Genomic DNA, 19,553 nt, shown 5'->3' on the forward strand with positions numbered 1-19,553 from the left:
ATTGACGCTCTGGCGTCAGTTAGTGCTCACGAGGCCGGAGGCCACCAGGTCCGAGCCGTCGGCCGTCGCGCGGTAGACCAGCTCGCCGCCGTGCGCGCGGACGAGCGCCCGCGCGATGGCCAGTCCGAGGCCCGCCCCGCCGGAGTCGCGTGCCCGGGCCTCGTCCAGCCGCACCAGCCGGTCGAAGATGCGCTCGCGGTCCGCCTCGGCGACCGGCTCGCCGTCGTTGTGCACCACCAGCTCCCCGTCCGCGACCGTCACCCGCACCGCGCCGCCCGGGCGCACGTGCCGGCGCGCGTTGTCGAGCAGGTTGATCAGCACCCGCCGCAGCTTCTGCTCGTCGCCCGGCACGACGACGGGTCCGGGCGCATCCACCGTCACGTCCAGGTCGGGGTCGACCAGCCGCAGCCGTCCCACCTGGTCGGTGACCAGCGCGGTGAGGTCCACCGGCCGCCGGTCGAGGTCCTCCCCGCCCTCGATGCGGGCGAGGTCGAGCATGTCGGTGACCAGCGACGACGCCCGCGAGGTCTCCCGCACCAGCGCGATCGCGAGCTCCTCGCGGGTCTCGCGGTCGTCGTCGGAGTCGCGCACGAGGGTCTCGGCGAGGGTCTGCATGCCGGCCAGCGGCGTGCGCAGTTCGTGGGCGGCGTCGGAGAGGAACCGTCGGGTCGTCGCCTCGGAGCGCCGGGCCTCCTGCTCGGCCGCCCGAGCCTGCGCCGCGGCGTCGAGCGCGTCACGGGCGGACGTCTCGGAGCGCTGCCGGGCGGCCTCGAGCGCGTCGAGCATCTCGTCGAACGCCGCCGCAGTCCGCCCGATCTCGGTGTTCGTCGTCGTCGGGCGCAGTCGTCGTCCGCGGTCCCCGGTGGTGATCGCCCGGGCCACCCGGGTCATCGCGTCCAGCGGCCGCAGCGCCGCGGTGACCCCGGTGAACAGCACCACCGCCGAGATCGCCAGCCCGACCAGCCCGACCCCGATCATCACCCCCCGCAGCACGTGGACCACCGAGTCGATCTCCCCGGGATCCGCGAACAGCCGGACGACGGTGCCGTCGGCCAGCCGGGTGTCGACGGTCGGGCCCCGGACGCCGCGCATCCCCGGCCCCGGCCCGTCCCCGGGTGGTCGGCCGCCGGGGCCTGGCGGGCGAGGCGCGCCCGGTCCGCCGGGCGGGTCGGGGAGTCCCTGCAGCACCGCCCCGGTGGCGGACACCCGGACCGCGCGCACCCCCTGGCCGTCGAGCAGGGACACCATCTGGTCGGGCGGCACCTGCTGCGCGACGAGGGTGGTCGCCCGCGCCGCCCGCTCGGTGAGCCGGGACTGCTGGTCGCGGTCGAGCGCCTGACCGAGGACGACGTCGACGACCAGACCGGCCACCAGCAGCGTCACCGCGACGACGGCGACGACGGTCGCGGTCACCCGCCAGCGCAGCGAGAGCGTCGGGACGATGCGGTCACCCGCCCGCTGCCGCAACCAGGCGAGCGACCTCACGCGTCCTCCTCCGCCGGCCGCAGCGTGTAGCCGAGGCCGCGGCTGGTGTGGACGATCCGCGGTCCGTGCGCCTCGAGCTTGCGCCGGAGCGCCGAGAGGTGGACCTCGACGAGGTTGGGGTCGTACGCGTCGTACCCCCACACCTGGGTCAGGATCTGGTTCTTGCTCACCAGCCGGCCGCGCTGCTCGGCGAGGTAGCGCAGCAGCCGCAGTTCGGTGGCGGTCAGCTTCAGGGGCGCGCCGGCCCGGGTCGCGACCCCCGCCTCTTCGTCGATCACCAGGTCCCCGACGACGAGGGCGGTCGGCGTCCGGCCCCGGCGCCGCAGCACCGCCTGCACCCGGCTCGTGAGCTCCTCGAGCAGGAACGGCTTGACCACGTAGTCGTCCGCGCCGGAGTCCAGGTCGCGCAGGCGGTCGTCGAGGGCGTCGCGGGCGGTCACCATGACGATGCCCGCATCGGTCCGGTCCCGGACGACGTCGAGCAGCCGGAACCCGTCCCGCCCGGGCAGCATCACGTCGAGGACGACGAGGTCGGGGCGGAAGCCGTCGAGGGTCTCCTCCAGCGCCGCGCCGTCGGGCAGTCCCCGCGCGGCGTACCCGGAGCGGTCGAGGGTGCGCACGATCGACTCGCGCATCGTCGCCTCGTCCTCGACGACGAGCACCCGCGGCCCGTCACCCCTGCTCATGGGGCTCCATCAGACCAGGCCGGCCTGAACCGCGCCTGAAGGCGCACCCCGTCGGCTGAAGCGTCGCTGAGGAAGTCGTCCGGCCGCTCGGGCCTCAGGGACGCTTCAGGTACGCGGGCCACGGTCGGTGCCGTGCCGGTCCACCAAACCGGCCACGAGCCGAGATCGGAAGGAACCCGATGAGCGAGAACGACCCGCCCACCACTCCGGCCACGCCCACCCCGGAGAGCACGCCGACGGCGGCGTCAGCGGGGGTGCCCGGCGGTTCGCGGTGGTCGAGGTTCCGGGGCGCGGCGGCGTCACGGCGTCCTCGCGGCCGGATGGCGACGGTCCTGGTCGGGGTCGGCCGCTTCGTGCTCGGTCTCGTCGTGGCGGGGGTCCTGCTGCTCGCGACCCCGCTGGGCGGTGGTCACGACGGGCACGGCCCCGGTCGCGTCGCGGCGCAGGGTCCCGACGGCGGGCCGGCTGGCGCGGGTCAGGGGCGCGGCGGGCCGGGCGACGGTCCGGGACGCGGCGGTCCCGGGCACGGCGGACCCGGTCGCGGTGGTCCCGACGGCGGGCAGGGTCGAGTCGCGCCCGGTGCCGCCGGTTCGGGCGGGTCGGGCCCGGTGATCCAGGTGCAGCCGGGCGGCACGGTGATCGTCCAGCCGGGCGCGACGGTGCAGCAGGCTCCGGGCGCGGCACAGGCTCCGGCGGCTCCTGCCCCGGCCGCCCCTGCGCCGGCCGCTCCTGCGCCGGCCGCTCCTGCTCCGGCCGCTCCTGCTCCGGCCGCTCCTGCTCCGGCCGGTCCGGCTCCCGCGGCCCCTGCCCCCACCGGCTGATCCGGATTCGGGCGGCGGAGTGCTCGCTCAGCGATCACCCTGCCGCCCGGTTCGTGATCTTGGTCGAGGAGCCGCCCGGCCGATGTCAGCGATGGTCCATTGCTGATAGAGGGCGAGGCGGGAACGGGGCGGGCGCGCTCAGCCCTCGCAGATCCCGCGCAGCGTCTCGAGGTCGCCCGCCACGGTTCCCGCGTCGGCGGCGACCTCCTCCTGGCTCATCCCCTCCCGCCGGCGCACGGTGAACAGCACCTCCGTGCCGACCGCATGGGGGAGGGCCCGCATCGGGTTGAGCACCTCGGTGCCGTCGGGCATGCGGACGGTGTGGTCGAGCACGCCGAGGTCGTTCGGCTCGGTGAAGCGGACCGTGACCTCGCCGAACGGGGACGACGCGAGCCAGGTGCCGTCTCCGACCGGGGTCACCGTCGCCGTCGCGAGCCCGGACGCCCAGTGGACGAGGTTCCGCGGGTCGGCGGCGTACTCGTAGACCTCGCGCCAGGGCCGGGCGATCAGCCGCGAGACGTGCCGGGTCCCGGCGTCGGTGTCAGCCACGCGGCCGATCGTGCCAGGTCAGCGCCGTGGGCGGACACGATGGACGACGGGCACACCAGGCATCGAGAACCGCCGACGGGAGTGCGCGGTGTGCTCGTGATCTCCAGCGTCCCTGCGCCGCCGGGCACGACGGGCACATCAGGCATGGAGCCGGGCCCGGAATCCTGCGCCCAGTGCTCTTGATCATGGAACGGGGGGCGCGGCCGAACGGGGCGCCGAACGGGGCGCCGAACGGGGCGCGGCCGAACGGGGGCGCGGCCGAACGGGGGCGCGGCCGAACGGGGGCGCGGCCGAACGGGGGCGCGGCCGAACGGGGGCGCGGCCGAACGGGGCGCGGCGAGCTACACCTGCGGCGCACCGCACCCCGCCGCGCGAGGATCACGACCATGACCTCACGCGCGACGGTGATCGGGGCCGGGATCGTCGGGCTCGCGGCGGCCTCCCGGCTGCTGGAGCGCGGCTGGGAGGTCACCGTCCTGGCCGATCGCCCCACCGCGGAGTCGACCTCGCACCTCGCCGCGGCGGTCTGGTTCCCCACCCGCGCCGCCCCCCGCGACCGCGTCCTCGCCTGGGGCGCCGCCACCTTCCGCGAGCTCGCACACCAGGCGCACGGGAACGTGCCCGGGGTCGTGATGCGGGAGAGCCTCGCGCTGTACCGCGAGGACCCGGGGGAGCCATGGTGGTCCGCGGCCGTCGAGGGCCTGCGCTCCGCACGCCCCGACGAGCTGCCGCACGGCTACTCCCACGGCCTGCGCTTCGCCGTGCCGCTGGTCGAGATGCCGGTGCACCTGCCGTGGCTGGCCGAGCACGTCGCGGGCCGGGGCGCGCGGTTCATCACGACGCGCCTGCACACCCTCGACGAGGCACCGGCAGCGGCCGATCGCCCGGACCTCGTCGTCGTCGCCCCCGGGCTCGGCGCGCGCGACCTCGTCCCCGACGACTCGGTGACCCCGGTGCGCGGCCAGATCGTGCGCGTCGCCAACCCCGGCCTGACGCTCTCGGTCCGCGACGAGGCCCACCCCGGTGGCCGCGCGTACGTCCACCCGCGCGCCCACGACGTCATCCTCGGCGGCACCCTCGAGGAGGACGTCTGGGACGCGACCCCGGACCCCGCCACCGCCGCGGCGATCGTCGCGCGCTGCACCGACCTCGTCCCGGAGCTCGCCGGCGCGGAGGTGCTGGGCACCGTCGCCGGGCTGCGGCCCGCCCGCCCGACGGTCCGCCTGGAGCGCGCCACCCTCGCCGACGGGACGCCGGTGATCCACGACTACGGCCACGGCGGCTCCGGGGTCACGCTCGCCTGGGGCTGTGCCGACGAGGTCGCCGACCTGGCCTGAGCCGCGGCACGACCGCCACGAAGGAGCCCAGCCGGGGACCGCCGATCCCAGGATGAGGGGTCCGATGCCGCACAGCGGATACCCGGCGCAGAGTGGACCCCGCAACGATCTCCGACGTACCCGGAAGGCGATCATGACCTCCCTCCCCACGCACGACCTGCCCGGCGGCACCGCCCGCCTGGGCGACCTCGAGGTCACCCGCGTCGGCTACGGCGCGATGCAGCTCGCGGGACCCGGTGTGTTCGGCCCGCCGAAGGACCGCGACGAGGCCGTCCGGGTGCTGCGCGCCGTCGTCGACCTCGGCATCAACCACATCGACACGTCGGACTTCTACGGTCCGCACGTCACGAACGAGATCATCCGCGAGGCGTTGTCGCCCTACCCGGCGAACCTCGTCCTGGTCACGAAGGTCGGCGCCCGGCGCGACGACCGCGGGAACTGGCTGCCCGCACTGGGTCCCGACGAGCTGCGCTCGGCCGTCCACGACAACCTGCGCCGCCTCGGCGTCGAGCGCCTGGACGCCGTGAACCTGCGGCTCGAGGCCGACCACGACAACCCGCTCGCGCCGATGGCGCAGCCGGTGGCCGAGCGGTTCGGCGTCCTCGCCGAGCTCCAGGCGCAGGGCCTGATCCACCACCTCGGGATCAGCACCGCGAGCGCGGAGCAGGTCGCCGAGGCGCAGACGGTGGCCCCGGTGGCCTGTGTGCAGAACCCCTACAACCTCGCGCACCGCGAGGACGAGGCGCTGGTCGACTCGCTCGCCGCGCAGGGGATCGCCTACGTGCCCTACTTCCCGCTGGGCGGGTTCTCGCCGCTGCAGTCGCAGACCCTCGACGACGTCGCCGAGCGGCTCGGCGCGGGCCGGATGGCCGTGGCGCTCGCCTGGCTGCTGCAGCGTTCGCCGAACGTGCTGCTGATCCCCGGCACCTCGTCGGTCGAGCACCTGAAGGAGAACGTCACGGGAGCCGGGCTCGACCTGCCCGCCGACGCGCTGGCCGAGCTGGACACCATCGGCCGCTGAACAGGACCGACCCACCCCCGACGACGGCGGGTGCGTCCGCTCAGGCGGGCGCGTCCGTCGTCGCCGTCCCCTTGGCCTGGGAGACGAGCCACTGGGCGACGTCGACCAGCTTCATGTTGGTGGCCTGCGAGGCCTGGACCAGCATCGCGAAGGCGCTCTCGTCGTCGACGCCGTCGCGCTGGATGAGGATCCCCTTCGCCTGGCCGATGACGTCGCGGGAGCTCACCGCGCGGGCGAGCCCGGCGATGCGCTGCGCGCCGAAGAGCGCGACCGCGGCCTGCGCCGTGAGGGCCTCGGCGAGCACCCGGGCGTCCGGGTCGAGAGGGGCCGGGGTGTAGAGCGTGAGGACGCCCAGCACGCCGTCGTGGCCGCGCAGGACCAGGGAGAGCGCGCTGGTGACGCCGTGCCGGGCCGCGGCCTCGGCGAGCCGGGGCCACCGCGGGTCGGCGACGAGGTCGGGGACCTCGACGCACGTGCCGCGGGCCGCCGCCTCGGGGCCCGGCCCGGAACGGCCGGAGGCCTGCACCGCGTCGAGCTCCTCGGCGACCGCATCGCCGGTCGCGCGGGCGGCGAACGTCCCACGGACGGTGACGGCGGCGCCGACGTGACCGGCGCCCGGCACGACCGTCGCGACCGCACTCGCGGCGGTGCGCAGCGTCCGGTCGACGACGTCGTCGTCGGTGCTCATGACGCCGGTCAGGTCGGCGGCGGCGGTCAGCAACGCCTCGCCGATCGGTTGCACGTCGTCACCCACCGCGGCGGCCCCCGGAATCCGGTTCTACTGGCACGCCCGCCTCGTTGGTGAAACAGACCGCGCAACTCTAGGACACCGGCGGTCCGGCCCGGGCCGAACCACGCCGCCGTGCCCCGTCGTGTCCCTCCAACGCGGCGAACGCGCGGGCCAGACGATGCTGCTGCTCGGCCGTCGGGATCAGCGGGGGCCGGTCGGCGATGGGCACCACCCCGTCGATGTCGCAGGGATCCACCCGGTACGCGTCGAGCAGGTCCCCGTCGATCCGGACGGGGACCCGGGAGCGGTGCGCGAGGGTCAGCGCGTCGACCATCGACGTCTCCCGGCCACCTTCCGGCGGCAGCACCGGCTCCCGGCCGGGCTCGACCGGCGCGACCACCGCGTACAGGTTCCCGCCGGCGTCGCCGTCGAGCCGGACGGTCATCTCCCGCTGCGGCGATGGCCGAGGCAGCCACGGGTCGAGCACCCGGGCGAAGCCGGGCAGGTCCCCGGGCGGCAGTGGCACCGCGATCAGCCGCGGGACGTCGCGGTCGTCGCTCAGGACCGCGCACGGCTCGTCGAAGAGGGCACGGCGGGCCAGGGCGACGAGTCGCACGACGGGCATGGCCGTCCCTCCGCTCGCTCTCTCCTCGCCGGCGGCGCATCCTCGCACGTCGCCGGGGCGCATCAGCGCGTCTGCGCGCCTCGCAGGGCCACGAAGCGCACCGGCCCGAGCTCCTCGGTGAGGCCGGCGCGGCACCGCAGCAGCATCCCGTCGCGGTCGGGTCCGACCGGGGCGACCAGCACGCCGCCCGGGGCCAGCTGCTCGAGCAGTGCCGGTGGCAGCTCCGGGGCCATCGCAGTCACCGCCACGGCGTCGAAGGGCGCCCGGTCCGGCGCGCCGAGCGCCCCGTCGGCGTGCCGGACCTCGACGGCGCCGAACCCGGTGGCGTCGAGGGCGTCGCGCGCCGAGCGCGCCAGGTCCTCGTCGTACTCGAGGGTCACGACCTCGGCTGCGCAGGCCGCGAGCACCGCGGCCGCGTACCCCGATCCCGTCCCCACCTCGAGGACCCGTTCGGTCCCCGTCAGCTCCAGTGCCTCGGTCATCCGCGCCACGATGGACGGCGCCGAGACGGTGGCGTCGGCGTGGATCGGGAGCGGGCGGTCCTCGTAGGCGAGGTCCGCGAGATCGGCGGCCACGAAGCGCTCGCGGGGGACGAGGTCCATCGCGGCGAGCACCCGGGGGTCGCGCACGCCCTCGTGGCGCAGCGCCTCGACCATCCGGTGCCGCCGTGTCGCGGCCGGCTCGGGTGACTCCATGGCAGTGCCCTCCCGGCCGTCGTCGGGGAGGCGGCGGCGCAGGCTCTCGACCGGTGCCGACGGATTTTCCCGGCCGAGCGCCTGCCGCACCAGACGCATCACCCGCCGGAACGCCCCTCCCGACGGGCCTCGGCGCCGGTCTCGCCGGCGTAGCCCTCGTCGAGCCCGGCGGCGCGTCCGACGAAGACGTCTGTGTCGGCCGTCCCGGTCACCGATCCGGAGTCGCCGGTGTGCCGGGTGTGGCAGCCGCCCGCGGGACGGCTGCCCGCGGTGGCCGGGTCGTGTCCCACGTCCTGTTCCGAGGGCTGGGCGGACACCGGTCGTCCGAGACGACCGTCGTCCCCGCGCAGGCGGTCCAGGAAGCGGGTGAGTGCGTCGGAGAGCGCCACGGTGGTGCTCCTCTCGTCGTGGTCCGTCCGAGGGGTTGTCGGTGGGCGGGGTCCGCGAACCGTGTCGGAGCCGGACGTGTCCGCCGCGGACGGCCCGGGGTAGCCGCCGCTCCGTGACCGGGAGATCGGACGACGGGAACGGAGCGACGTCGGATGGCCGAGCAGGCCCGCAACCAGGCCGCCCAGCAGGAGTGAGCACCGTCGACCTCGTCGTCGTCGCCAACCGCCTCCCCGTGGACCTGGTGACCGGCGACGACGGCGTGGGCCGGTGGCAGGCGGCTCCCGGCGGCCTCGTCACCGCGCTCGCGCCCGCCCTGCGGGACCGCGGCGGGGCGTGGGTCGGCTGGCCCGGCGTGCCCGATGCCGCCCCCGAGCCGTTCACCGACCCCGAGGTCGGCGACGACGTCGTCCTGCACTCGGTGGCGCTGGACGCCGAAGAGATCGCCGCGCACTACGAGGGCGTCGCCAACGCCACGCTCTGGCCGCTCTACCACGACCTGATCGCCGCCCCGGTCTACGACCGCGACTGGTGGGAGACCCACCGCCGCGTCAACGCCCGGTTCGCCCACGCGGCCGCCGAGGTCGCCGCGCCGGGCGCGACCGTGTGGGTGCAGGACTACCAGCTCCAGCTCGTGCCCCGGATGCTGCGTGAGCGCCGCCCCGACCTGCGCATCGGCTTCTTCCTGCACATCCCGTTCCCGCCGGTGGAGCTGTTCCAGCAGCTGCCGTGGCGCACCGAGGTGGTGCAGGGGCTGCTCGGCGCCGACCTCGTCGGCTTCCACACCCCCGGCGGCGCCCGCAACTTCCGCTGGCTCGCGCGCCGGCTGTGCGGCGCGGACGTCGACGACTCGCCGATCGGGCTGCGGGAGGCCCCCGGCGAGGTCCGGCTCGACGGCCGCACCACCCGGGTCGGTGCGTTCCCGATCTCGGTGGACAGCTGGGCGCTCGCCGAGCGCGGTGCGGATGCGACGACGGCGGAGCGCGCGGCCGAGGTGCGGGCCGGCCTCGGGGATCCCGGGACGGTGCTGCTGGGGGTCGACCGGCTCGACTACACCAAGGGCATCCAGGCCCGCCTCGAGGCGTACGGCGACCTGCTCGCCGACGGGCGGCTGGACCCGGCGTCGACGGTGCTGGTGCAGGTCGCGACGCCGAGCCGCGAGCGGGTCGATGCCTACCGGCGGACCCGCGAGGAGGTCGAGCGCATCGTCGGACGCCTCAACGGCGACCACGCCGACCTGGGCCGACCCGTCGTGCACTACCTGCACCGCCCGCTGCCGCCCGAGGAGCTGGCGCCGCTCTACCTCGCCGCGGACGTCATGCTGGTCACCCCGTTGCGCGACGGCATGAACCTCGTCGCGAAGGAGTACGTCGCGACCCGCCCGGACGACAGCGGCGCGCTGGTGCTCTCCGAGTTCACCGGCGCCGCGGAGGAGCTCACCGAGGCGTGGACGGTCAACCCGCACGACGTCGACGGGGTGTCGGCCGCGATCGCCGACGCCGCGGCGTCCGGCGGCACCGACGACGGCCGCGCCCGGATGGCGGCGATGCGCACCCAGGTCCGGGAGCACGACGTCGCCCGGTGGGTCGAGGCGTTCCTGGACGCGCTCGCCGGGCCCGACGTGTGAGAGCTCGTCCCGTCGTCGGGTCTAGGTTCCCGACGACGGGTCGGCGTCCGGCTCCGGGGTGGTCACGCCGAGCCGGCGATCGGCCGGCGTGGACGGGTCGGGCTCCGGCTCGAGGACCACGCCGCTCTCGCCGATCGGGTGGGCGTCCCCCTCGACCGCCCACGTCCGGCCGGCCCGGTCCTCGACCTCCGCGCCGACCGGGATGTCGCCCTCCGGCCCGGCGGGCACGTCGAGACGGCCGCCGTAGCGGAGCTCGTCGCCGTCCTTCCGCAGCCAGGCGTCCCGCGGGTCGCCCACCGGGCTGGGCAGGGCACCGTCGGTGGCCGCGTCGTCCGGCGTCCGGTCGGGCCGGGGCCGCACCGGCGCGTCGTCGGGGACCTCGCCGGAGCTGGTCATCGTCCCTCCCGGGAACTCGGTCGTGATCGTCCGGACGCCGCCGGGTTCCCCGCCCGGACGCCCCCCACCCTCAGGGCAGCTCGACGCCCGCGCCGCGCCGCTTCTCCCGGATCACGTCGTCGATCCCGGTCGCCGCGGACAGCGACGCGCCGCCGCGGATCGTCTCCAGCCACGCGGACTCGCGCTCGTCGACCGCACGGGTCAGCGCGACCACCTCGTCGACGTGCTCGCGGGGGACGACGACCACGCCGCTCGCGTCGCCGCGCACCACGTCGCCCGGGCGCACGGTCACCCCGCCCAGCTGCACCGTCACGTTGATCGCGCCCGGGCCCTCGTTCGACCCGGTCGCGGGGTGGGCGTTCCGGGCGAAGGTCGGGGTCCCGACGTCGTCGATGCCGTCGAGATCGCGGACGGCGCCGTCGACGACGGTGCCCACCGCGCCGGCCCGCGACAGGACGCTCGACACGATGTCGCCGAGCACCGCGGCATCCGTGCGTCCGCCGCCGTCGACGACGAGCACGTCGCCCTCGCGGGCGAGGTCGGGCGCCTTGAGCACGAACAGGATGTCGCCGGGCTTCGTCCACACGGTCAGCGCCGGGCCGCAGAACCCGGTGCCGCCCGCGAGCCGCGCGATCCCGGGACCGACGACCGCGACCGGACCGCCGCAGTCCGCGATCTGGGTGCTCGGGAACGTGGCCAGCGTGGCGACGGAGGCCGGGTCCGGGCGGTGGTCGTCGGTGACGATCGCCCACTGCTGCGGGTGCGACTTGCTCATCGGGTGCTCCCGGTCGTCGACGGTGCGGCGGAGGCGTCCTGGGTGGCGACCGCGTCGTGGAGCGCGGTGAGGTCGCCGGACCGCGCGACCTCGCCGAACAGCTGGGCGCTGCGACGCGGCTCCCGGCGGTACCCGTCGGCCCGGTCGACCCCGACGAGGCCGAAGGTCGGCGCGTACCCGCGGGCCCACTCGAAGTTGTCGAACGAGGACCAGTAGAGGTAGCCGCGGATATCGACGCCGTCGGCCATGGCCCGCTCCAGTTCGGTGAGGTGGCTGTCGAGGTAGCGCACCCGCTGCGCGTCGTCGGCGGTCGCGATGCCGTTCTCGGTGACGACGACGGGCAGCCCGGTCTCCGCGATCCGCCGCAGCATCACCCCGAACCCGGCCGGGTGCACCTCCCACCCCATGAGCGTGGTCTCGGCGCCCTCGGGTGGCGGCGCGGTGTCCAGCCCGCCGCCGGAGGCGTCCATGCGGGTGCGGGTGTAGTACTGCAGTCCGACCCAGTCGCCGACGTCGCCGCCGGCGCGCAGGTCGTCGATGTGGTGGTCGACCATCACCGCGCGGGCCATCCCGGCGGCGCCCTCGTCGGCGTCGTCACCCGGGCGCAGCGGCTCGATGTAGGGCAGGTGCAGGCAGGTGCCGATCTTCGGCGTGCCGCTGGCCGCGCGGATGGCCTCGACCGCGGTCCGATGGGCCTGGCCGAGGGTCGCGTTGCACGCGATCGCCTCGCCGACGTCCTGGTGGCCGGGTGGGAACTCGCCGTTCAGGTAGCAGCCGAGCGCGACGATCTGCGGTTCGTTGATCGTGCACACGTAGGGCATGCGGTCGCCGAGCGCGGTCGTCACGTGCTCGACGTAGCGGCCGAAGATCTCCAGCGCGTCGTCGGCGAGCCACCCACCCCGTGCTGCGAACCACCGCGGCAGCGTGAAGTGGTAGAGCGTCACGAACGCGGTGAGCCCGTGCGCGGCGAGGCTGTCCAGCACCCGGGCGTAGTGGTCGAGCGCGGCCCGGGAGAACTCGCCCGGGGCCGGTTCGATCCGCGACCACTCGAGCGAGAGCCGGTGCGCGTTCTGCCCCGACGAGGCGAGCAGCGCGAAGTCGGCGTCGTAGCGGTGCAGGTGGTCGATCGCGTCCCCGGAGGACTCGACGGCGGGGGAGGCCGGGTCGTGCTCCCAGTCCCACCAGTCGTTGTTGTGGTTGCCGCCCTCGACCTGGTGCGCCGCGGTGGCGCTGCCCCAGAGGAAGCCGGTCGGGAAGCTCGGCATCGCGCTCCTCTCCCACGTCCGCGCCGGGTCCGGGCGGTCCGATCATGATCCTGCCGCCCGGGGACCGGCGGACGCCAGCAGGGACCGCGGGCGGTTGCGTCGTCCACGAAACGCAACCGCTGATCCGATACATCACTCGAACGGACGTGTAGCAGCTGGCTTTCGCGCGCGATTACACCACTGACCGTAAGCGTCGCCAGCCGCCCCGAAGGAACCACCGCCATGACCACCGCCGCTCAGCCCCAGCGCCCGTCCCAGTCCGTTCCCGCTGTCACCGTCGAGCCCGTCGCGCTCGAGCCCGCCGTCACCCCCGCCGCGGTGGTCGAGCCCGAGCTCGGTCCGCTCGTCGTGCCCGAGTCCGAGCTCGACCTGCGTCCGGCGGTCACCGAACCGCCCTCGGCCCGCTCGCTGCGGGCGACCAAGGACGTCAACGGCATCTACCACTCGAACGCCGGCCGCAGCCTGATGTGGGTGACCTTCTGGTTCGTCCTCGCCGCGTGGGTCGTGCTGCTCGGCGGTATCGCCTACGCGGGATTCACGAACTGATCCCGGGCTTCAGGTCGCCGACGGGGACTACCGGACCGGACGGAGGTGACGCCGCGCGCGGTGCTTCGGCTCGCGCGCGCCGCGGCCGTCGTCGTTCCCGACGGCGGGCAGGACGGGACTCGTCGGACGGTCACCGCCCGTGGCCTCGCGACGCCGCAGGATGGCGTCGGAGAGCTGGGCGGCGAGGCGGGGCACATCGGGCCCGGACGTCCCGCTCGCCATCTCGACGGCGTCCGCGAGCGCGCTCGTGAGACGTGCGAGCTCGTCGAGCAGCTCGCCGCTCCACTCCTCCCGCTGCGCCGGGTCGGCGAGCAGGTGGCGTCCGGAGCGCTCGAGTTCACGGAGGGCATCGGTTGCGGCACGGGCCTGGGCGACGGCCGGGTCGTCGAACGTCACGGCGCTGATCCTCACCCATCCCCGCCGGGGTCCGCACGTCGGGGTCGGATGTCACGACGTGCCATCGTGTCGCTCCGAGACCGCGATCACAGGGCGGGACGGCCACTCCGTGGATATCGTGGCACTGCGCGCCAATAATGGCGTCACCGATCTCCGGAGTGCATCCATGGCCCACACCGCGAGCCCGTCGTCCGCGACCGACCACGCTCCCGCGGCCCCGCCGGCCCGGGCGGGTCTGCTGCTCGGGGTACTCGTCGTCTCGGCGTTCGTCATGATCCTCAACGAGACGATCCTGTCGGTCGCGCTCAAGGATCTCACCGTCGACCTCGGGGTCTCGACGACGACGGTGCAGTGGCTGACCAGCGGCTTCCTGCTCACGATGGCCGTGGTCATCCCGATCACGGGGTTCCTGCTCGAGCGGTTCACGCCGCGCCGCATCTTCCTGATCTCGCTGACGCTGTTCAGCGTCGGCACGCTGATCGGTGCGATCGCCCCGGGCTTCGCGGTGCTCCTGGTCGGGCGCGTCGTCCAGGCGTGCGGCACCGCGGTGATGCTGCCGATGCTCATGACCACCGTGATGCGCCTGGTCCCGCCGGAGCGCCGCGGCGCCACCATGGGCACGATCACGATCGTCATCGCGGTGGCGCCCGCGATCGGCCCGACCATCGGCGGCGCGATCCTGGAGTACCTGGGCTGGCGCTGGATGTTCTGGCTCGTCCTGCCGCTCGCCGTCCTCGCGCTGATCGCCGGCGCGACCTGGCTGCGCATCCCGACGACGACGCGGGCCGTCCCGCTCGACGCCTCCTCGGTGCTGCTCTCCGCGATCGGCTTCGGCGGCCTGCTCTACGGGCTGTCCACGATCGGCGAGTCCGGCGGGGGGCACGCGCTGCCGCCGTGGGTGCCGATCGCGGTCGGCGTCGTCGCCCTGGTGCTGTTCGTGGTCCGCCAGTCGGGCCTGCAGCGCCGCGACCGCGCCCTGCTCGACCTGCGGCCCTTCACCCACCGGGCCTTCGGCGTCGCGATCGCGCTGAGCGTGCCGCTGTTCATGTGCCTCATCGGCGCCTCGTCGATCCTGCTGCCCCTCTACCTGCAGACCGTGCTGCACACCAGCACCTTCGTCAGCGGGCTCGCGGTCCTGCCCGGCGGACTCGTGCTCGGCGTGCTCGGCCGGCCGGTGGGGGCGCTGTACGACCGCGTTGGTGCCCGCCCCCTGGTGATCCCCGGCGCGCTCGCGATGGCGGTCTCGCTGTGGCTGTTCGCCTCGCTGGGTCCTGGATCGCCGCTGGTCGCCGTGATCGGCATCCACGTCCTGCTCATGGGCGGGCTGGGCCTGATGATGACGCCGCTGATGACGTCGTCGCTCGGCTCGCTGCCCGACCACCTCTACTCCCACGGCAGCGCGATCCTCTCGACGCTGCAGCAGGTCTCCGGCGCGTTCGGCACGGCCGTGTTCGTCACCGTCGCCGCGCTCGGGACGGCGGACCCGAGCGGGGCCCCGGACGCGTCCGGGCTGCGGGTCGCGTTCGTGGTCGCGGGATGTCTCGGGGTGCTGGCGTTCCTCGCGTCGTTGCTGGTCCGGCGCCGGACGGCAGGGGCCGCGACGGACACCACGACGGGCAGCGCGCCGGTCCCCGCCGACGCGACCGGGCGGCTTGACGGAGCCCGACCCGACGTCGGGATGCTCACCGGCTCCGTCGCGACCCGCGACGGCACCGAGGCCGCGGTGACCCTGGTCGACGACCACGGCCGCCAGCAGGGGCGGACCCGCACCGTCGCCGGCAGCTGGTCGCTGCGCGTACCCGGGGCGGGGAGCTGGCAGCTCATCGTCAGCGCGCCGGGCCACGCCCCGCAGGCCCGCCGGGTGGTCCTGGCCGGGGTCGGGGACCGGTCGGACGAGCACCTCGACCTGGTCCCGACGGCGGCCCCGGCCTCACCCGCCGGGCGTTGACGCCGGACTCGCCGGATCCGGGGTGGCGGTGTCCTCGGAGACGTCCCCGAAGCGGGCGAGCGTCAGCGCCCCGAGGATCGTCAGGAGGAACCCGACGAGCGCGAGCGTCCCGACGCTGACCTCGTCGTGCAGTACCAGCAGCCCGACCAGCCCCGGGAAGACCGTCTGCCCGACGACGGTGCCCGCCGTCGCGGCGGTCACGGACTCGCGCTGCAGGGCGGTCGCGTAGAAGAGGAACGCGAGGAAGCCCGCGCCGGGGAGCACCCAGGTGGCGGGATCGGCGGCGAGCGCGCCGACCGAGCTCGGGTCGATCACCCGGCTGGCCAGGCTCGTGAGGCCGAATCCGCACCCCGCCAGCAGCCCGAGCACGGCGCCCGCGGCCCGCGGCGGCAGCCGCCCGGCGAGCCACCCGAGGACGGCGAGCACCCCGACGGCGACCAGGAGCGTGACGTGCAGGGCGGCGTCCCCGTGCGACGGTCCCTGGCGTCCGGCGAACAGGCCCAGCACCACCAGCCCGGCGCACACCGCGACGACCGCCGCCTTCTCGATCCGGCCCAGGTGCGTACCGAGCACCCGGCGCGCGACCACCGCGGTGACGGCGAGGTTGGCCGAGGTGGCGGCCTGGACCAGGAACACCGGGCTGACGCGCAGTGCGGTGAAGGTGGCGACGAAGCTCGCGAGGTCGAGGCCGAGGCCGGCCCAGAAGCGCCACCGCCGGGTCAGGTCCAGCAGCAGGTGCACGTGCACGCCGCGGCCGCTGTCGGGGACCGAGCGCGCGGCGACCGCCTGGACCACGGCGGCGGTGCCGGAGAAGACCGCTCCGCAGAGCGCGACGAGGACGCCCCACCACACGGGCCTCAGCCTCTCAGCCCGGGCGTCGGTCCGCCCCGCGCGGTTCCGGTTCGTCGCCGAGCGCGAGCCGGAGCTGCTCGTCGATCCCGGCACGGCCCTGGGCGCTGTTGTCCACGGCCAGGTGTGGCACGTCCGGCGGCTCGCCGGGCCGCATGCGGGCCGTGAAGGCGTCGAAGCCCGCGAGCTTCCCGGCGTCGCGGTCGAGGCCCCGCGCCTCGATCCGCCGGCGCAGCGTCGCCGGATCGCAGCCGACCCAGACCAGGCGCACCGGTTCGCCCCCGAGCTCGGCGACCCAGCGGCGCCACCGCTCGGGGTCGCGGATCTGGCCGGTGAACGGAGCGGTGAGCAGGACCGGGCAGCCGCGTTCGCGGATCTCCCGGGCGACCGCGGTCATCCCGCCGTACTCGTGGATCTTGATGTGCTCGTCGTACCAGGGGCCCTCGCGCTCCCCGTCCGGGCGGCCGGCGACGGCGAGGGTGGCGGCCACGAACCCGCCGTAGAGGGAGTCCTTGTCCAGCAGCGCGGGTACCGGCCGCAGCCGGGCCAGCAGCCGGTCGGCGACGGTGCTCTTGCCCGCGCCGGGCGCCCCGGCGACCACCCACACGTCCGCGCCGGACGCGGACGCGTGGGTGCCCGTCACGAGTGGGCCGTCACGGCCGGAGCGCGCTCACCTGTCGGGCGACCGTCGTCAGGCGCTCGCGGGCGCCGTGGCGCAGGCCGGCCCCGACCGAGCAGAACCGCGGCGGGGTGCCGGGGCGCCGGGCGTAGGTCGGGGGCATGCCGAGCACCACGAAGCGCCGCAGGTAGTACGGCGTGCGGTCGGTCTCGAGCCCGTCGCTGATGGCGTCGAAGGTCTTGGCGTCCATCCACTCGCCCGCGGACGTGTAGCTGATCATCGCCGAGTTCTCGAACGCGTACCAGGTGGACGGGAACGCGAAGCGCAGGTGCACGTCGTCGGTCGTGCCGTTCCGCTCGACGTGGAAGATCGGGTTGACCTGGAGCGTCCCGGCGGCGTGCGGCATGGTCTCGAACTCGTCGGCGTCGACGAAGAGCGACTCGTCCTGGCTGGAGATCAGCGAGAGCCACTTGCAGTCGGTGAAGTCCTCGGGCGGGCGGGGCGTCGCGAGCTGGACACCGCGCCCGGCGCGGTAGCCCGCGAACAGCTCGTCCTCGCAGGCCAGCCGCCACGGCGCGCCGCGCAGCAGCGACACGTAGCCGGCGGGGTCGCGCTCCTCGTCGGTGTCGTGCGGCTCGAGCTCGGCGTTGCCGACGCGGTCGAGCAGCACGGTGTCCGCCTTCGCGATCCGCCGCAGCTCGTCCATCGCCTCCTGCTGCGTGGGGAACAGGTGGAACGCGTCGGTGCACACCGAGGCCGCGAAGGCGTCGTCGGCGAAGGGCAGCGAGTCCAGTCGGCCCGAGCAGACGTAGCTCTGGCCCTGCGCGATGTAGCGGCGCGCGACCCAGAGCTGGAAGAAGTTCCGGTCGAGCCCGACCGAGTCCACCGGGTTCTTCCGGACGCCCAGGTGGTACATGATGTGCCCGAATCCGCACGCCATGTCCAGAATGGGGCCGGAATCCTTCGGGAGGGCCTCGAGGAACGAGATCGACGACAGGTAGCGGGGCTGACCGAATCGGATGAAGAAATACGGGAACAGTTCGCCGTTGATCCGGTCGGAGGAGCGCTCGTAGCACAGCTCCATCCAGTCCTGTGCCGTGAGCGAGTCGAGCTCACCGAGCAGCGCGCGGACCTCGCCGCGACGGGCCTCGTGGGCCAGGTGCGGCCACGGACCCCGGGTGAAGGGGAGCCGGACGCCCGGGGTGGAGCCCAGGTTCAGCGGCGTCGGCGGGGGGAAGGCGAGCAGCTCCACGAGCGATTCGACGGGGCTGTCGCCGCGGATCAGCGCGACCAGCCGCGCCACGGTGGGTCCGTCGACCTCGGCCCGCTCGGTCATGTGGTCCTGGACGTCGACCTGCCCGTGGCGGATCACCGGGATGCTGTCGACCACCGGGTACTCGCTGCAGGGGCACGTCAGGACTCCGAAGACCCCGCCCTCGAGCGGCTGAGTCGCGGCGGACTCGAATGCCAGGGTGGTGCGGCATTCGGGGCAGACAAGATCGATCGGAGCCAGTCGGCCGCCCGCTGTCGAATCAGTCGGCGAGGTGATCACGATATTTCCCCCCGGGGGGTGCGGGACTCGGTTCGGACCGACACCGTAGCGATGCCCCGGACCCGCACTAACTGGGGCTCCTTACCCGCTTCGTGCACGGACGAAACCCGTCAAATGTCCGATTCGGCAACATCACGGACACATCTCGCACCGATCGGATGGCGAGGTGGTCCGGCCGCCTCCCGGGGTCGCCCGTCCCGGGCCCCCCGTGGCGCTGAGTCAGCGCCGGATCAGCCGAGTGCGCGCAGCCGGGGGATGAGGTCCTCGCCCACCTGGTCGAGGAAGCGCTGCTGGTCGGCGCCGGGGCCGTGCAGGACCAGATGGTCGAGTCCCGCCTCGACGTAGGGCCGGATCTGCTCGACGGCCTCGTCGGGGTCCGAGGTGACGATCCACCGCTTGGCGATCTGCTCGATGGGTAGCTCGTCGGCCAGCTTCTCCATCTCCTGCGACGAGGTGACCGACTGCTTCTGCTCGGCGGTCAACGACAGCGGCGCCCAGAACCGGGTGTTCTCGAGGGCCGTGTCGGCGTCCCGGTCGTAGGAAATCTTGATCTCGATCGTGCGGTCGACGCCCTCGACCCCGGGGTTGCCCGCCTTTTCGCGCCCCTCGGCGAGCGCGGGCATCAGCTTGTCGGTGTAGAGCTCCATGCCCTTGCCGGAGGTGCAGATCATCCCGTCGCCGACGCGTCCGGCGTAGCGCGCCATCTGCGGGCCGCCGGCGGCGACGTAGACCGGCACCGGGGTGTCCGGACGGTCGTAGATCGAGGCGTCGACGGTCGTGTAGTACTCGCCCTCGAAGCTCACCGACTCCTCGGTCCAGAGCGCCCGCATGAGCCGGACCGACTCGCGGAGCCGGGCGAAGCGCTCCTTGAAGTCCGGCCACTCGCGCCCGGAGACGGCGACCTCGTTGAGCGCCTCGCCGGTCCCGATCCCCAGGATCACGCGGCCACCGGTGAGCAGGGACATCGTCGCGAAGTCCTGCGCGAGCACCGCGGGGTTGTACCGGAACGTCGGCGTCAGCACGCTCGTCCCGAGCTGGATCCGCGAGGTCCGTTCGCCGACCGCGGCCAGCCACGGGATCGCGGCGGGCGCGTGCCCGCCCTCGTGGCGCCAGGGCAGGAAGTGGTCGGAGACGAAGGCGCTGTCGAGGCCGACCTCCTCGGCGTGCACCGCGTACTCGACGAGGTCGCGGGGGCCGAACTGCTCGGACGAGGCCTTGTACCCGATCTTCACGGTCACCCTCGC

The 19,553-nt window shown here is 74.6% G+C and carries 20 protein-coding genes and 1 pseudogene; 6 read left to right on the forward strand and 15 right to left on the reverse strand.

Features of this window, described 5'->3' with window-relative positions:
- Positions 1-15: 15 nt before the first annotated feature.
- Both LQ327_RS14260 and LQ327_RS14265 read right to left on the reverse strand, forming a co-directional pair.
- Positions 16-1,485 carry an ATP-binding protein gene (locus LQ327_RS14260; protein ID WP_230734583.1) on the reverse strand — a complete coding sequence of 490 codons (1,470 nt, stop codon included), beginning with the start codon at positions 1,483-1,485 and terminating at the stop codon, positions 16-18.
- A complete protein-coding gene (locus LQ327_RS14265; protein ID WP_230734585.1) occupies positions 1,482-2,171 on the reverse strand; it encodes a response regulator transcription factor in 690 nt (229 codons plus the stop codon). Before LQ327_RS14265 ends, LQ327_RS14260 begins: the two co-directional genes overlap by 4 nt.
- A gap of 179 nt (positions 2,172-2,350) precedes the next feature.
- On the opposite strand from LQ327_RS14265, the gene LQ327_RS14270 reads away from it, so the two are divergent.
- Positions 2,351-2,992 (forward strand): hypothetical protein, encoded by a 642-nt coding sequence (locus LQ327_RS14270; protein ID WP_230735122.1) that lies wholly within the window; start codon positions 2,351-2,353, stop codon positions 2,990-2,992.
- 138 nt (positions 2,993-3,130) lie between these two features.
- Here LQ327_RS14270 and LQ327_RS14275 read toward each other — a convergent pair whose 3' ends face one another.
- Positions 3,131-3,541 carry an SRPBCC family protein gene (locus tag LQ327_RS14275; protein WP_230734586.1) on the reverse strand — a complete coding sequence of 137 codons (411 nt, stop codon included), beginning with the start codon at positions 3,539-3,541 and terminating at the stop codon, positions 3,131-3,133.
- Positions 3,542-3,927: 386 nt separating this feature from the next.
- Between LQ327_RS14275 and LQ327_RS14280 the strand changes: the two genes are divergently transcribed.
- Complete coding sequence (locus tag LQ327_RS14280) at positions 3,928-4,878, forward strand: FAD-dependent oxidoreductase (protein ID WP_230734588.1); 951 nt, start codon at positions 3,928-3,930, stop codon at positions 4,876-4,878.
- Positions 4,879-5,011: 133 nt separating this feature from the next.
- Entirely contained in the window at positions 5,012-5,899 is an 888-nt protein-coding gene (locus tag LQ327_RS14285; RefSeq protein ID WP_230734590.1) for an oxidoreductase, read from the forward strand.
- 40 nt (positions 5,900-5,939) lie between these two features.
- Here LQ327_RS14285 and LQ327_RS14290 read toward each other — a convergent pair whose 3' ends face one another.
- The 4 genes from LQ327_RS14290 to LQ327_RS14305 all read right to left on the reverse strand — a co-directional run bounded on the left by LQ327_RS14290 (position 5,940) and on the right by LQ327_RS14305 (position 8,338).
- Positions 5,940-6,653 carry a GAF and ANTAR domain-containing protein gene (locus tag LQ327_RS14290; protein WP_230734592.1) on the reverse strand — a complete coding sequence of 238 codons (714 nt, stop codon included), beginning with the start codon at positions 6,651-6,653 and terminating at the stop codon, positions 5,940-5,942.
- Between the two features lie 67 nt (positions 6,654-6,720).
- Complete coding sequence (locus tag LQ327_RS14295; RefSeq protein WP_230734594.1) at positions 6,721-7,254, reverse strand: hypothetical protein; 534 nt, start codon at positions 7,252-7,254, stop codon at positions 6,721-6,723.
- Between the two features lie 62 nt (positions 7,255-7,316).
- The gene (locus tag LQ327_RS14300) at positions 7,317-7,949 is read right to left on the reverse strand and encodes a protein-L-isoaspartate(D-aspartate) O-methyltransferase (RefSeq protein WP_230734596.1); all 633 of its coding nucleotides are present in this window, start codon (positions 7,947-7,949) and stop codon (positions 7,317-7,319) included.
- A gap of 98 nt (positions 7,950-8,047) precedes the next feature.
- Positions 8,048-8,338, reverse strand: a complete 291-nt coding sequence (locus tag LQ327_RS14305) for a hypothetical protein (RefSeq protein ID WP_230734598.1) — start codon at positions 8,336-8,338, stop codon at positions 8,048-8,050.
- Between the two features lie 191 nt (positions 8,339-8,529).
- On the opposite strand from LQ327_RS14305, the gene LQ327_RS14310 reads away from it, so the two are divergent.
- The gene (locus tag LQ327_RS14310) at positions 8,530-9,963 is read left to right on the forward strand and encodes an alpha,alpha-trehalose-phosphate synthase (UDP-forming) (RefSeq protein ID WP_230734600.1); all 1,434 of its coding nucleotides are present in this window, start codon (positions 8,530-8,532) and stop codon (positions 9,961-9,963) included.
- Between the two features lie 21 nt (positions 9,964-9,984).
- On the opposite strand, the gene LQ327_RS14315 is transcribed toward LQ327_RS14310, so the two are convergent.
- From LQ327_RS14315 to LQ327_RS14325, 3 genes are all read right to left on the reverse strand, one after another.
- Positions 9,985-10,359, reverse strand: a complete 375-nt coding sequence (locus LQ327_RS14315) for a hypothetical protein (RefSeq protein WP_230734602.1) — start codon at positions 10,357-10,359, stop codon at positions 9,985-9,987.
- A 70-nt stretch (positions 10,360-10,429) separates the two neighbouring features.
- Positions 10,430-11,134, reverse strand: a complete 705-nt coding sequence (locus LQ327_RS14320) for an RraA family protein (RefSeq protein WP_230734605.1) — start codon at positions 11,132-11,134, stop codon at positions 10,430-10,432.
- Entirely contained in the window at positions 11,131-12,399 is a 1,269-nt protein-coding gene (locus LQ327_RS14325) for a glycoside hydrolase family 1 protein (RefSeq protein ID WP_230734607.1), read from the reverse strand. The genes LQ327_RS14320 and LQ327_RS14325 overlap by 4 nt, the downstream gene beginning before the upstream one ends.
- Before the next feature lie 222 nt (positions 12,400-12,621).
- Here LQ327_RS14325 and LQ327_RS14330 point away from each other — a divergent pair, with 222 nt between their 5' ends.
- On the forward strand, positions 12,622-12,945 hold the full coding sequence (locus LQ327_RS14330; protein ID WP_230734609.1) for a hypothetical protein: 324 nt from the start codon (positions 12,622-12,624) through the stop codon (positions 12,943-12,945).
- Positions 12,946-12,972: 27 nt separating this feature from the next.
- Here LQ327_RS14330 and LQ327_RS14335 read toward each other — a convergent pair whose 3' ends face one another.
- Entirely contained in the window at positions 12,973-13,341 is a 369-nt protein-coding gene (locus tag LQ327_RS14335) for a hypothetical protein (protein WP_230734611.1), read from the reverse strand.
- A 166-nt stretch (positions 13,342-13,507) separates the two neighbouring features.
- Between LQ327_RS14335 and LQ327_RS14340 the strand changes: the two are divergent.
- Positions 13,508-14,962, forward strand: a pseudogene (locus tag LQ327_RS14340) (MDR family MFS transporter); the annotation flags it as partial.
- A gap of 309 nt (positions 14,963-15,271) precedes the next feature.
- On the opposite strand, the gene LQ327_RS14345 reads toward LQ327_RS14340, so the two are convergent.
- From LQ327_RS14345 to fgd, 4 genes are all read right to left on the reverse strand, one after another.
- Positions 15,272-16,141, reverse strand: a complete 870-nt coding sequence (locus LQ327_RS14345; RefSeq protein WP_230734613.1) for a DMT family transporter — start codon at positions 16,139-16,141, stop codon at positions 15,272-15,274.
- Positions 16,142-16,154: 13 nt separating this feature from the next.
- Positions 16,155-16,781 (reverse strand): P-loop nucleotide/nucleoside kinase family protein, encoded by a 627-nt coding sequence (locus LQ327_RS14350; RefSeq protein WP_230734614.1) that lies wholly within the window; start codon positions 16,779-16,781, stop codon positions 16,155-16,157.
- Between the two features lie 10 nt (positions 16,782-16,791).
- The gene (locus LQ327_RS14355; RefSeq protein WP_230734616.1) at positions 16,792-18,147 is read right to left on the reverse strand and encodes a class I SAM-dependent methyltransferase; all 1,356 of its coding nucleotides are present in this window, start codon (positions 18,145-18,147) and stop codon (positions 16,792-16,794) included.
- Positions 18,148-18,539: 392 nt separating this feature from the next.
- Positions 18,540-19,547 (reverse strand): glucose-6-phosphate dehydrogenase (coenzyme-F420), encoded by a 1,008-nt coding sequence (gene fgd, locus LQ327_RS14360; RefSeq protein ID WP_230734618.1) that lies wholly within the window; start codon positions 19,545-19,547, stop codon positions 18,540-18,542.
- Positions 19,548-19,553 lie beyond the last annotated feature (6 nt).

The organism is Actinomycetospora endophytica (assembly GCF_021026375.1).
In the GTDB taxonomy this organism is placed as follows: domain Bacteria; phylum Actinomycetota; class Actinomycetes; order Mycobacteriales; family Pseudonocardiaceae; genus Actinomycetospora; species Actinomycetospora endophytica.